Here is a 13,275-nt window from a genome sequence, read left to right as displayed (position 1 = left end):
CTACTGAACAAGGTGTTCAGGACTGTAGGAGAAAGCGCCCCGGCGTCCGGCGCTGCCGCTCCGTGAGCTGGCCGGCTGGTCAGGGCGCTGGCAGTACCGCTGCGAACTGCGCCACAACATGGGTGACGCTGGCATGCATCACCTCAAGCAGCGGGCCCGGGTATAGGCCGACACCAAGCACTGCAATCACCAGCGGTGCCAGCGTCAGCAACTCCCGCGACCCAAGGTCGGTGAGTTGCCGGGCTGCTTCCGTGCGCGCTGTCCCCAGAGCGACCCGTTGCAACATCCACAGCATGTAGGCGGCGCCGAGCACGATCCCCCCCATGGCCAGCACCACAAAGACGAAGTGCCGGGACGAAACGCCGACCAGAATCAGGAACTCGCCAATGAAATTGGACGTAGCGGGCAGACCGAAAGATGCCACGGCAAAAAGACTCAACAGGGCGACGAAGCGCGGCATACGCTTGTAAAGGCCGCCGTAGTCGGCAATCTCCCGACTGTGGGTGCGGTCGTAAAGCTGACCCACGATCAGGAACATCGCCCCGGTGGTGAGGCCGTGGGTCATCATCTGCAGAATGGCGCCCTGAATGCCTTCGTTGTTCAACGAGAAGATGCCCAGGGTCACAAAACCCATGTGGGATACGGAAGAATAGGCGACGAGGCGCTTGAGATCCGACTGGGCCAGCGCCATGTAGCCACCGTAGAGAATGCCCGCCACCGAAAGCCACAGCAGGAAAGGCATGTACGTCGTCGCCACCTCCGGAAAAATCGGCAGACAGAAGCGTATCAGGCCATAGCCACCCATCTTCAGCAGGACCCCCGCCAGCAGCACGCTCCCCGCGGTCGGCGCCTCCGAGTGGGCGTCGGGCAGCCAGGTGTGGAAAGGCAGCATGGGAAGTTTTATGGCAAAGCCGAGGAACAACGCCAGGAAAATCCACCGTTGGGATGCGGCCGAGTACTCGTGCTCCGCCAACAGGGCAATGTTGAAGGTATCGGCCTGCAGGGACAGCCCAAGGATGCCCACCAGCAGAAGCAGGCTGCCCGCCAGGCTGTAAATCACGTACTTCAGCCCCGCTGCGACACGGTTGGGGCCGCCCCACAGCACGATCATGAAGTACATGGGGATCATGGTCACTTCCCAGAGCATGAAGAACAGGAAGGCGTCCAGAGCGGTGAATACAACGAGCATGGCGCCCTCTACCAGGAGGATCAGCATCATGAACGCCTTCAGGCGGCTGGTGATACTCTCCCAGGAGGCCAGGACACATAGCGGTGGCAGCATACTGGTCAGCAAAACCATCAACAGGCTCACCCCGTCTACACCGACCGCGTACTCAATTCCGAAGGTGGGCATCCACTGCGCACGCTCGACGAACTGCATGCCCTGCTCCGAGGTGTCAAAACCGAGCCAGAGCAGAACCGCCAGCGCGAGGCTTACCAGCGTTACCGCCAGCGTGGTGGAGAGGATCCACCAACGGGACTGTACAAAAGCGAGACCCACGATGCCCAGGAACGGCACGGCGATCATTATGCTGAGCAGATGGTCGGAGAAGAAGGTGCTCATAGGCCGGCTATCCCGCTACCAGGTAAAAGAAGATCAGTGCTGCGACCAGCCATAGGACCACCACCAGCAGATGATGCTGCAGCGTGCGCGGCTCCATACGCTCGGCAGCATGGCCCGAGACGTCCGCACCTCTGCCCACGCTGTCGACGGTTCTGCTGATACCGCCGGTATCGACGGTGCGGCCCAGCCACCGCGCAAGGACAACACTGCCGCTCCCCACGCCCGCCAGCTGCCGATCCACCGCCATGTCGATCCGGCCCAGGCGCCGGGCGCCAGCCACGCTGCCGGCGCCCAGTGACAGCACCAGTCGATCGACAATATCCCGGTCTATGGCTTTCCACAGCCAGCGGGCGCTGTTGAGGGTGGGGCGCACGATGAGGCTATCGTACAGCTCGTTGAAATATCCCTTGTTCAGGAAAAAAACATAAAGGCGCTTTCTCCAGGCTGGCTCAGACCCGGGCGCAGCGCGACGCGCCTGCGTGTAGGCAGCCGCGATTCCCAGCAGACCCGTTAGCAGCGGCCAGAGAAGCCACATCGACGACGAGGGGCCGGCATCCATCCCGGCCGGCTGCTGAGCGTCGCTGCTAAGGGACGCTGTCGCCAGGGCAGGCGCCAGGAACGAGGCAAACCATTGCCAGGTCACCAGCAGCGCGGCAATCAGAATCGCGGTTACACCTGCCAACCCCAGCACCAGGCCGGCGGACGCAGGCGAGGGCCGCACTCGCTGGCCCGGGACTGTGCCGGTCACGTCGTGATGGAAGACCGTGCTGAAACCCCGATACAGGTAAACTGCCGTGAAAAAAACGGTACCGAGCCCTACTACCCACAGGGCGACACTGGCACTGCTGAAACCCTGCGCCAGCCAAAGGCTGCGATAGGCGCCGGAAAACACCACCAGCGGTGGGACCAGCGACAGCACCAGGGCCCAGAGGAACAGGCTGCCCGGGGCGGCCTGGGGTGGCCGGGGCGTGTCGAAGCGCCGGTGGGTGGCCGCCAGGGCGTTGCCTGTCGAGAGGAACAGAAATGCCTTGAAACAGCCGTGTGCCACCAGGTGGAATATGGCTGCCGCAAAGGCGCCAACACCGCACAGAAAAACCATAAAGCCCAACTGGCTGATGGTCGAGTAGGCCAGGGTGCGTTTTATGTCGGTCTGCGTAAGCGACACCACCGCGCCGAACAGGGCAGTCGTCGCGCCGACCCCGGCGATGATCGCCATGCCGACATCGGAAAGTATGATGAGGGGGCTCAGCCGCACCAGGAGGAAGGGACCTGCGTTGACCATGGTTGCCGCATGGATAAGGGCTGACACCGGCGTGGGAGCTTCCATGGCCAGGGGCAGCCAGGCGTGGGCCGGCACCTGCGCCGACTTGCCCATGGCCCCGATAAAGAGACACAGCGTCAGCGCCGTCGCCGTCTGCGCCGGAATCCCGGGCCCGGATTGCACCTGAGTCAGGATCTCCGGAATGCTTAGGGTGCCGAAGGTCATGTAGGCGAGGATGACACCGCAGAACAGGCCGACGTCCGCGACGGCGTTCACCAGGAATACCCGCGTGGCGGCACGGGCCGCGTTATCGCGCTCCCCGTAATGGGACACCAGCAGATAGGAGCACAGCCCCATGACCTCCCAGAACATGAACGTCAGCAAAAGATTGCTGCTCATGACCAGTACCGTCATGGCGCCGGTAAAAAGGGCGGTCAGCGCGAAAAAGCGGCTGTGCCGCGCATCGCCGATCATGTAGCGCGCCGCGTACACCTGCACTACCGCGCTGACGCCGGTGACCAGCAGCAGCAGCAGGACGGTGAGTTCATCGATGTAGAGACCGGCATCTATCTGCAGGCGACCGACTTCCAGCAGGCGGTACAGGTGAATATGTACAGCGCCGTTCGCCGCAACCTCAGCGAACAGCGCGACGGACAGCAGAAAGGCCGCCGTCACCGCGGGAACGACCAGCTTGTGGCCGTATGCCTCCAGGCGCGCGCCGAACAGCCCGAGCACCAGGGCGGCGAGCAGGGGCAGCAGGGGTATCAGCGCGTAAATCAACATAACGGCTAGCCCCCCCCGCCAGACGCAAAACCGACCAGCAGGTGGAAGATGGGATCACTGAACACACCCAGCCCCACAATCGCGATGGCGGTGAGCCCGAGGGCCGTGCTGAGTGGGGCAGTCATTTCCGGCGGGGCCGGTGCGTCAGCCGCCGCTGCATGGAACCAGCAGGCGAACACCTTGATGAAGAACCCAAGGGTCAGCAGCGTGGACGCGAGTACCGAGAAAGCCGCCAGATAATGCTCCGCTTCCAGCGCCCCGAGCACGATGTTCCACTTGCCGAAGAAGCCGCCGGTCGGCGGGAGACCCACCATACCTATGGCAACGACAAGCAGTGAGCCGGTGAGCCAGGGGGAAGGCGTTTGCATGGCGCGCAGTTCATCCAGCGTGCGCACACCGTGCAGGTGCAGCAGGGCGCCCGCTATCATGAACAGAGCGACCTGCATGACCGCGTCATTGATGAGGTAAGCCATGCCGCCGGCAAAGCCCGTGGCATTGCCCAGGCTGACACCCACCAGGATCAGCCCGACGTGGCCGATACCGGCATAGGCGAACATACGCTTTATGTCCGTCTGCACCAGCGCCAGCGCGCCCCCCGCAAGGGCAGCGATCACACCCAGCTCTTCCAGCAGCACCAGCACCGGCACCGCGCCGACCTCAATACCTGGAAGAATCAGCGAGTGTTCAATGCGCACCCAGGCCGCCAGAGATATTTTGGTGATGGTGGCGGCCAGCAGGGGCGTCACTGCATTCGGCGCATTCCGGTAGGCATCGGGGAGCCAGCCGTGCAGCGGCAGAAGCGCCATCTTTATGGACAAGCCCAGAAAGATGTAAATCAGGCCGCTTGCCACAGCGGTGGAACTCAGCAGCCCGGGGATGCGGATCGCGAGATCCGCCATGTTGAGGGTGCCCGTGGCCACGTACAGGTGGCCGACGCCGAGCAGGTAGAGCGCCGCCCCCAGTGAGCCCAGGAGCAGATAGCGGAAGGCGAACACTGCGCTTTTACCACCTGCCGCGCCGGCCAGAGCGTAGGCCGCCAGCGCGGCGACTTCCAGAAAGACGAACAGGTTGAACAGATCGGCGGCAAAGACAATACCGATGAGGCCGGTCAGCAGCATCAGCACCAGCGCGTAGTAGGCCATGCTGCGCTCGAGCCCCGGGGAAGTGACCTGATATCCATACAGCAGTGTCACCTGGGCAACAAAGGCCACGGTCAGAATCAGCATGGCAGCCAGCGAATCATTCAGCCAGGCAATGCCCAGGGGTGCAGCCCAGCCTCCCAGAGCATATTCCATCGGGCCGTAGGTCAGCACATGCACCAGGTTCAGCAGCGCCAGGAACAGCAGCAGGGCTACGGTCCCCAGGGTGACAGGCCGGCACCAGCCAGGACGCTTCGCCGTCAATAGGGGCATGGCGACACCCGCGACAAAGGGTGTCAGGAACAGCAGGATGGGCAGTTGGTTCGTCACGCGGCGCGCTCGACCTCCTCGAGCAGTTCATTCTCATCGAGACTGCCAAAGCTTCTGTAGGCCGCGGATACCAGCGCCAGCGATACCCCCAGGGTGGCGACCTGAACAACGATTGCCGTAACGGTAAGCACGTGGGGCAGCGGGTTGGCGTAGCGCAGGGCATCCACCGGCAGGCTGTCTGTCTCAATCACCGGTACCGTGGCACCCTGCTTGGCGCTGAAGGCTACCAGGAAAAAGATCACGCTGGTTTGCAGTATGTACAGGCCGATCAGCTTCTTCACCAGGTTGGGGTGCACCATCATGATGTAGAAACCCCATAGGAACAGAATAACGAACACGATGAAGTTGGGCCGCTGCAGCCAGTCCTGTAACAACTCAAGCATGGCTCACCTCGCCGTCACTGTCGTCTTCGTCCTCGTCCTCGTCCTCGGAGGACAGACTGATGGAGATGGATATCCCGGTCACTGCCACGTCCAAAGCCACCCCGATCTGCGTTGCCAGGATACCGAGGCTGCGCCGCGCCGGTTCGTCCAGGCCGGGCACCTGAAGATGGGCGTAGTTCAGGAACTGGCCGCCACCGATCAGGCACAAGCCACCGACACCGGCAAAGATCAGCAGGCCCAGGCCATCGCCGTGCAGTGCGACGCGGGCCAGCCAGCTGTCATCGGCGTCCTGGCCGAAAATCAGGATGGCGAGGATCATGCTGGCGGCCAGCACCACACCACCGACAAAACCGCCGCCGGGACCGTACTGGCCGAACACAATCACGTAGCAGCCGTACAGCTGGGCGACGGGTATAAGGATGCGTCCCAGGGTGCGAACAATCACGCTGTCGTGCGCGTGAATCATTTGCCGCGCCCCCGCAACAACAGGGCGCAGGCAATGCCGGCGGTGAAGATCACAATCGTCTCCACCAGGGTGTCCAGCGCGCGGTAGTCCATCAGGATCGCGGTCACCACGTTGGGGGTCTTTGTTTCCTCAAGGCTGTTTTCCAGATAAACCGGCGAAACATGGCTAGCGGCCGGTGCCTGGGGGTCGTTGAATACCGGGAGATCGCCGGCACCGTAGAGCATCAGCAGGGCGAGCATCGGCAGGCCCAGCAGTGCGATCCTGGGCACCGGCACCCGGTGGATACGGGTGTCCTTCTCACCGGTACGGAACAGAGCAAGCAGGAAGAACACCGTGCCAAGCCCAGCACCGACCACCGCTTCAACAAAAGCCACGTCCACTGCGCCCACAAGCGCCCAGACCAGGGACAGGGCGAAGCTATAGGACCCCAGGATAAATACAGCAGACACCAGATCCTTCACCACCAGGGCTCCGGCCGCCGTCGTTAACAGCAGTATCAGAAGGGGTAGCTCAAAGATCATCCTGTTCTCCCTTGCCGGGGCGCAAGCCTGCGCGGTAGGCCGCGCGGATGGTGGCATGTGCCACTACCGGGTTCAGCAGGTAGACCAGCCCCAGCACCAGCAGGATCTTGAAGAAACTGGCGCTGAAGCCATGATGCACGGCCAGTCCGCCCAGCACGAACAGCCCGCCCAGAGAGTCGGTCAGGGACAGCGCATGGGAGCGGGTAAACACATCCGGGAGCCGGAGCATGCCGATGGAACCCACCACGAGGAAGAACAGGCCAAGGACGATCAGCGCTACCGTTAGCCAATTCATGACCGCTCCTCGCCGGACGTTTCGCCGCGCTGCTCCAGGAACTTGGTGATGGCAAGAGCACCCACCAGGTTGAGGATTGCGTAGCCGGTGGAGATGTCGACAAACATATCCACGCGCTCAAAGAGGGTGCCGATCAGCACGATGAGGATAATGGCCTTGGTGGAGATGCCATTCAGGCCGAGTACGCGGTCAAAAACGGTGGGGCCGCGCACCACTCGGTACAGATAGACGAGCATCACCGCCGTGATAATGACCATCACGTAGAAGAAAAACGTACTCACCGCGGACCCTCCGGCGTGTTGAATACGCCCCTGATCCTGCGTTCCAGGCGCCCGCTCACGAGGTCATCCGCGGACGCCTCGTCGATCACATGCACCAGCACCTCCCCGGGGCAGACGTCTATGGACACCGTGCCGGGCGTCAAGGTGATCGAGTTGCCCAGTGCCACCAGTTCTCCGTCGCTGCTGAGCCCCGTGCGCTGCCGCACCAGCCGTGGTGCGATGGGTAAGGAAGGAGTGAGGATAAGCCGGCTGACGTGCAGACCGCTTTTCAGGATACGCCCGAGCAACCATGGCTGGTACGCCAACGCCGCCAGTAGTGAAAGCCTGCGCTGAGGCTTCATGACCGGATTGACCCAGGCAATCAGGCCGGAAAGCAGAGCGCCCAGAACAAGATGCCCGGGCGACAGCGTAGCGGACAGGGCGAGCCAGAGGGCGAAAAGCAGCAAGGCAGTCGCAACTCTCACAGCGCAACCGCCTCCCAGCTCGCGTCGGTATTGTAGCGCTGGAACGCTCCTGTGTGCCGGTCCAGCACCACCAGGTTCAGCCAGCCCTTGTGGAAAAACTGCTGCAGAATAGCGTGACGGGCAATAATCGCTGCGACAACGAGGGCTTCCGCCTCGATGATAGTAAGCAGACGCATGGGTTCATGGTAGTGGCTGGCGCCGTCATTGACCGTCTGCAGCGGAAGACCGGTAGCGAGGTCGCTTTGAGAGCCGTACATCACGCCGATGCCACCGACGACATTGTGGATGACCTTGCTGCCGCTCCCGTACTTCCAGGGGTCGGTGGCCGAGGTGTAGTACTGCATATTGATCCACTCACCCACTACCAGGGGGGCGGTCATGATTTTCTCGAGGATAGCGCCCTCCGGGTCCGTACTGGCGTCGTAGGAGTGCAGAAAACAGCGGCCCCCGATGTCCAGGCCCCGGGTAACGGCGCGGCGGCCGATGATAAATGCGGCGTTGCCCGAGAGACCCCACTCCGGCCGCGTGGTGGCCCAGTCCACCGCGCGCGAGCCGACATGCGCGTGAGCCTGGGCCGGCGACATCCGGGCCGGTGCGCCGGGCAGGCTGGCGCAACGTTCCAGGGCCAGCTTCTGCCCGGCCTGCAGGAAGCTGCGGCGCAGGATCTCAAGGTCTTGTTGATGACTCCCGGGCAGGTCTGCGAGGTCATAGAACGCGACGGTATCGGCGGTGGTGTCGTGTTTGGCAGGCAGGAACCAGGTATCGTCGGGGACGGCAAGGCCACGGCGGGCGAGCTCTGCACGCACCGCCGGCTTGTTGGCCATGGCGGCAAAAGCCCGGGCATTGGGATCGCCGTGGCGTCCGCCACAGGCGCCGCAATCCAGGGCCGCTGCGTAGGGATTGTTGTCGGTGCTGCTGCCGTGACCGCACAGTACAACAAAGCGACCGAAGTTCTCGACCAGGCCGATGGTGCGCAGGCCGCCCTCGACGAAGTCCGCCTGCTGCTCAAGGGAAAATCCCCGGGAAAGTTCAATGGGCAGACCGGTTACGTAGGGCGCAGGCGCCTCGCCGGCATCAACCTCCAGAGCTGTGGCAACCGGGCGACGAAAAAGCCGGCGGGCAGCCCGCGCCAGCGCGGCATAGGGTCGCCGCAGCAGGGTCTTGCCGATCAGGGCGACACTGAAGAACAGCCCCAGAACGTCCACCAGTAAAAACGCAGCAATCGGGTTGTGCTTCAGGTCGTGAAACAGGTGTTCACCGAGCTGCTGCCAACGCGACCCCGACGCATAGCGCGCCAGCGCATCATCCTGACCGCCCCGGGGAACCTCCAGGGTGGCCTTGGCCGGTGAGAGCAACACCGGGCACAGGGGGAAGGACTCCCCGCTATCGAAACTGCGGTGATCAATAGGAATCCCGAAAAATCCGGCATAGCCAAAGGTCTCGAACGGTCCGGTGGCCTCGAAGTGGCGACGAAACGGCTCAGAACGCACATCGATGCAGAACGCTGCCTGCGCCAGGGGACGCTCCAGCCGGGATTCTTCCGCCGCCCTGTGTTCTGCTATTTTGCCGAGCAGGCGACGCCGAAAGGAATCCTCATAGGCTTCCAGCCATACGCGTTGATGGTCTTCCGGGGGGAAAGCATCCAGCCAGGCGAGAACGGTGTTCGCATCCTGCTGTCGCAGCGACCCCAGCTCGTCAGCCGACAGCTTCAGTAACTGAGCGAGCTGGAAAAGACGCCAGCCGTCGCGACACACGCGCCCGGCGTTGGCGCCGGCGGCGAGCAGCGCGCCCTGCCCGGCACTCTCTGCCCGGGCAAGGCGGCGGCTGATCGCAGGCAGCGTACCCGCTATGCCCCAACGGCGCTGCGCCGCCAGCTCGACCAGCTGCACCTCGTAGAAGAGGCGCACGGCCAGATACTGGCTGACGTCAATAGGATTGTGCTTCTGAATCGGATCGTCAGGGTTCTCGCTGCGCCAGCGAATCAGGCCGGTCCAGCCAGGCAGTTGCGCCAGCGTTCGTGCCAGGTAATCAGACCAGCGAGCCTCGGGGACCTGGAGTGCCTCCATGCATCTTTGAATGCAGGTCTCGGCATCACCGGGCAACGCACGCACTTTCTCCTTGAAAGCGCTGATGCCCAGCAGGCGGCCGCTGCTGTCGTACTGGGATAGTTCCCGCCAGGCGCTGAAGAATCCCGCCTGTTTCGAGGGCATGACCCAGCCGGCCATGCCTTCATCGACAAAGGCCGATACCCACTTGATGACCTGCGCGTCAATGGCAGACACCACGCCATCGTCTCCCGTTTCGTCCAGCCAGTCACTCAGGCAGCGTTGAAAAGGCAGGTCTGCCTCAGCGGATGGCTGCGCTCGCGAGGGGACAGCATCAGGCAAGCCCAGGCGGGGATCATCCAACCCGAGGGATGCCAGCGCAGCCTGCCACAGGGCGGGGATTTCAGCGGAAACAGATGCGCCTCCCCGCGGGCGCTCGAGTGCTTTTTGTTGCGTCACCTGCCAGTCAAAGAGGGCCGGGGGCAGCGCATCGATCCCGTGCAGCAGGTGCAGATGCTGCACCTGCCCGGCACTCAAGGAGCGCGAGAGCAGGCTGATGCAGCCCTTGTCTGCCGGTCCACAGCGTCGCAGCGCCTGTTGGACGCTTGCTGCATCGATGCGACCTGTCCAGTGCAGCGCGCGGTACTCTGTCAGCGGCAGGTAACCCGCTGCACCGAACAGGTTTGCAGCCTCACGAAACGCCTCGTCGAACGGCAGGTGCTCCAGCCCCTGAAGCGGGTTGTGGGAGACAAAGCCCTTCATGGGCCAGAACTGGGAGACGGGCGCCGCTGCCGCTTCGATATGCTGCTTGAGGGTGGCCGACGTCATGGACGGGCCGCGCGCTTGTGAGCGCCTATCCGCGTTACCCCGGGCGCACGATACAGGTTCATTCCCCGGGGGCTGGCGAGCGGCGTGGTCGGCAACATCATGATGGCAGGCGCTCCGGTCAGCCCGGGGGCGGCATCACCCCGTCGGGGGCCGCCTCAATGCGACCGCCCTCGAGATCGTCTACCGCCTGGCGCACAGCATCGATACGCACCTTGAAGCGCGTATCCATGGGCAGATGATGGTCGGCATCGAGGCCGGCAAGGACTCGTGCCACCTCATCACGCAGACCGGTCACGTAGACGTGCTTGCCCGCCTCGCTCGCGTCGGTGGCGATGGTCTCCACCGCGCGGGCCGCAGAAACGTCCATGAAGGGTACGCTGGCGAAGTCGAGGATCAGCGCTGCCGCCCCGGTGCGCTGACGGACATGGTGCCCGAGATCCGCGGCCGCGCCGAAGCTCAGGGGGCCACCGAAGTCGAAGACCTGCACCGCACCGCGAGCGCGCTCGAGCAGGGCCGCTTCTTCCTCCGAGTCCGGCTCGAACTGCATCTCACGGATGGCGCGGATCTGTTGGTCCGCTACCTGCCGCACGAAAGCCAGGGCGGCAAGCACGACCCCGACACCCACGGCGGTAATCAGGTCGACAAATACCGTGAGCCCGAGCACCAGCACCATCAGCGCAAGATCCCAACGCGGGCCGCGATGCGCGTTCTTCAGATAGCGCCAGTCGATGATGTCCCAGCCCACTTTCACCAGGATACCGGCCAGCACCGCATGGGGTATTTTCGCCGCCAGCGGCCCGAGGCCGAGCACGACGGCCAGTAGCACAAGGGCGTGAAGCATGCCCGAGAGGCGCGTGCGCCCGCCGGTGCGGATGTTGACCACCGTACGCATGGTCGCGCCGGCACCTGCGAGGGCGCCGAAGAGGCCGGCTACCGCGTTGCCAACGCCCTGCCCGACGAGTTCGCGGTTGGAATCGTGCCGCGAGCGGGTCATGTTATCGGCAACCAGCGAGGTCAGCAGCGAGTCGATGGCACCCAGGGCGGCCAGCACCACCGCCGCCTTGAGAACCAGAATCAGGCCCTCGCGCTCAAAGACGGGCAGGTGCAGGGTTGGCAGGGCACTCGGGATGCTGCCGAGCACCGGCGCTGCCGGAAGCGTGAGGCCAAGCAGCGTACCCAGTACCAGCGCGGCGAGGGGACCGGGCAGATACTTTGCCCAGCTCGCCGGCCAGAGGAACACCGTGGCCAGCGCCGCAGCGCCAATGGCGGCGGCCGACGCGTTAAAACCGGAGACCGCCGTAGGAATATAGGCGAGAGCGGGAATCGTTCCGCCGGGGGGATCTCCACCGATGAGCCGGCCGACCTGGAGGATGATAATGATCGCTCCGATGCCACTCATAAAACCGGACACTACGGGGTACGGCACAAGGCGGATATAGCTGCCGAAGCCGAGGACGCCAAGCGCAAGCTGGATGATGCCGGCAAGAAAGATAGCGGTAAAGATCATCTCCGGCTGGCCGGACAGGCTGGCGGCGAGGCCGGCGACCACCACGACCATGGGGCCCGTCGGCCCGGAGATCTGCGACGCAGTGCCGCCGAAAAGCGAGGCGAAAAAACCGACGAAGATCGCCCCGTAAAGGCCTGCGATGGGGCCCAGCCCCGAGGCTACACCGAGGGCCAGCGCCAGCGGCAGGGCAACCACGCCGGCGGTGATGCCGCCGTAGCTATCGCCGCGCAGATTGCTCAGATCAATTCGCATTGCCACCGTTTCCAACCGGGATCACGCTAGCGCCGCCTGTCCTTCGGCCGCGCGCTCACCAACCCTGACCTTAAGGGGAGTGCCCTCAGCGCGACTACGGCGCTCTGCGGAAGTTTGTGATAAGGTTTTCTTATCGCTAACCGCCAGGTCCGGCATCGTGCCCCGCGGCAGAGGAGAAGGCTGCGAAACATCCACGTCGAGAACGCGCTGTCGACCCGGAGCGGGTTTCCCTGAAGCAGCTACGCTTCCTGGCGGCTATTGCCGAGAGCGGCAGCTTCCGGCGGGCGGCGGAGCGGCTGGGCGTTACCCAGCCTGCGCTTACCGCACAGATCGCGTCCCTTGAGGTCAGTATCGGTCTGCAGCTTTTCGAGCGGTCGCGCCGGGGGGCCTCACTCTCCCCGGAGGGCAGGGAGTTGCTGGGCAACGCCCACCGGGTGCTGGAAGAGTTTCAGGGCTTCGCCGACCGGGCGGCGACCCTCTCCGGTGGTGCGGTAGTCACCTACCGTACCGGTGTCCCGCCCACGCTGGGCCCCTACCTGCTGCCCCACATCCTGCCACCGCTTCACCGCAAGTACGGCGGCCTGCGTCTCTACGTCCGCGAGAGTTCCACCCGGGATCTCGAGGAGGGGCTGCGCAGCGGCCGCCACGACTTCATTTTAACCTCGCTGCCGATCGCAGACAGACAGTTCACGGTCATGCCGCTCTTTCGAGAGCCGCTTCGGCTGGTAATGGCCAAGGACCATCGGCTGGCGAAAAACCCCCGGATCAACCGCGAAGACCTGCTCGGCGAGGAAATCCTCAGTATGGAGGAGCAGCACCACTACCATCGCCAGGTGGCGCAGCTCTGCGAGCGCCTCGGCGCTACGGTGCTCCGTGATTTCGAGGGAACCAGCCTCGACACGCTGCGCCACATGGTGGTGATGGGCACGGGCATGGCCTTCCTGCCTTCGCTCTATGTGGCCTCGGAGATCCATGACCAGAGCGATCTTCGGGTGACCGATGTGCAGGGTGACCGCATCACCCGGACTCAGGGCATGGCCTGGCGCGCCTCTTCGCCGGCGCGAACCCTGTTCCGGGAACTGGCCCTGGAGATCCGTGGCATCCTCCGCAGGGAACGCCCCGCCGGCATCACTGTTCTCGACCACTGAGCCGACGG

General features: G+C 63.9%; 12 protein-coding genes and 1 pseudogene. 2 read left to right on the top strand and 11 right to left on the bottom strand.

The annotated features are described in order from the left end of the window. Nucleotides 1-79: 79 nt before the first annotated feature. The 11 genes from HRUBRA_RS07360 to HRUBRA_RS07310 form a co-directional block, all read right to left on the bottom strand. Nucleotides 80-1,564, bottom strand: coding sequence for a complex I subunit 4 family protein (locus HRUBRA_RS07360; RefSeq protein WP_035515960.1), 1,485 nt, complete (start codon nt 1,562-1,564; stop codon nt 80-82). Nucleotides 1,565-1,571: 7 nt separating this feature from the next. Then, complete coding sequence (locus HRUBRA_RS14685; RefSeq protein ID WP_052094503.1) at nt 1,572-3,608, bottom strand: NADH-quinone oxidoreductase subunit L; 2,037 nt, start codon at nt 3,606-3,608, stop codon at nt 1,572-1,574. Between the two features lie 5 nt (nt 3,609-3,613). After that, nucleotides 3,614-5,077 carry a complex I subunit 5 family protein gene (locus tag HRUBRA_RS07350; RefSeq protein WP_035515959.1) on the bottom strand — a complete coding sequence of 488 codons (1,464 nt, stop codon included), beginning with the start codon at nt 5,075-5,077 and terminating at the stop codon, nt 3,614-3,616. Then, the gene (locus tag HRUBRA_RS07345) at nt 5,074-5,460 is read right to left on the bottom strand and encodes a sodium:proton antiporter (protein ID WP_035515957.1); all 387 of its coding nucleotides are present in this window, start codon (nt 5,458-5,460) and stop codon (nt 5,074-5,076) included. Before HRUBRA_RS07345 ends, HRUBRA_RS07350 begins: the two co-directional genes overlap by 4 nt. After that, on the bottom strand, nt 5,453-5,926 hold the full coding sequence (locus HRUBRA_RS07340; protein ID WP_052094502.1) for an MnhB domain-containing protein: 474 nt from the start codon (nt 5,924-5,926) through the stop codon (nt 5,453-5,455). Before HRUBRA_RS07340 ends, HRUBRA_RS07345 begins: the two co-directional genes overlap by 8 nt. Beyond that, a complete protein-coding gene (locus tag HRUBRA_RS07335; RefSeq protein WP_035515956.1) occupies nt 5,923-6,447 on the bottom strand; it encodes a DUF4040 domain-containing protein in 525 nt (174 codons plus the stop codon). Before HRUBRA_RS07335 ends, HRUBRA_RS07340 begins: the two co-directional genes overlap by 4 nt. Then, on the bottom strand, nt 6,437-6,742 hold the full coding sequence (mnhG, locus tag HRUBRA_RS07330; protein ID WP_035515953.1) for a monovalent cation/H(+) antiporter subunit G: 306 nt from the start codon (nt 6,740-6,742) through the stop codon (nt 6,437-6,439). Before mnhG ends, HRUBRA_RS07335 begins: the two co-directional genes overlap by 11 nt. Then, nucleotides 6,739-7,023: a monovalent cation/H+ antiporter complex subunit F gene (locus HRUBRA_RS07325; protein WP_052094501.1), complete on the bottom strand. Its 285-nt coding sequence runs from the start codon at nt 7,021-7,023 to the stop codon at nt 6,739-6,741. The genes mnhG and HRUBRA_RS07325 overlap by 4 nt, the downstream gene beginning before the upstream one ends. Beyond that, nucleotides 7,020-7,487: a Na+/H+ antiporter subunit E gene (locus HRUBRA_RS07320; RefSeq protein ID WP_052094500.1), complete on the bottom strand. Its 468-nt coding sequence runs from the start codon at nt 7,485-7,487 to the stop codon at nt 7,020-7,022. Before HRUBRA_RS07320 ends, HRUBRA_RS07325 begins: the two co-directional genes overlap by 4 nt. Next, entirely contained in the window at nt 7,484-10,360 is a 2,877-nt protein-coding gene (locus HRUBRA_RS07315; protein WP_035515950.1) for a DUF2309 domain-containing protein, read from the bottom strand. Before HRUBRA_RS07315 ends, HRUBRA_RS07320 begins: the two co-directional genes overlap by 4 nt. 118 nt (nt 10,361-10,478) lie before the next feature. Continuing rightward, nucleotides 10,479-12,119, bottom strand: a complete 1,641-nt coding sequence (locus tag HRUBRA_RS07310) for a SulP family inorganic anion transporter (protein ID WP_035515947.1) — start codon at nt 12,117-12,119, stop codon at nt 10,479-10,481. Between the two features lie 230 nt (nt 12,120-12,349). Between HRUBRA_RS07310 and HRUBRA_RS15795 the strand changes: the two are divergent. Both HRUBRA_RS15795 and HRUBRA_RS07305 read left to right on the top strand, forming a co-directional pair. Next, nucleotides 12,350-12,517: pseudogene (locus tag HRUBRA_RS15795) on the top strand (helix-turn-helix domain-containing protein); the annotation flags it as partial. Nucleotides 12,518-12,532: 15 nt separating this feature from the next. Next, nucleotides 12,533-13,267: a LysR substrate-binding domain-containing protein gene (locus tag HRUBRA_RS07305; protein WP_052094499.1), complete on the top strand. Its 735-nt coding sequence runs from the start codon at nt 12,533-12,535 to the stop codon at nt 13,265-13,267. The last annotated feature ends 8 nt before the right edge of the window (nt 13,268-13,275 follow it).

This window comes from Pseudohaliea rubra DSM 19751, assembly GCF_000764025.1.
Taxonomy (GTDB): Bacteria; Pseudomonadota; Gammaproteobacteria; order Pseudomonadales; family Halieaceae; genus Pseudohaliea; species Pseudohaliea rubra.
Note: the sequence above shows the minus strand (reverse complement) of the source record. Positions and strands in the feature narration are given on the sequence as shown.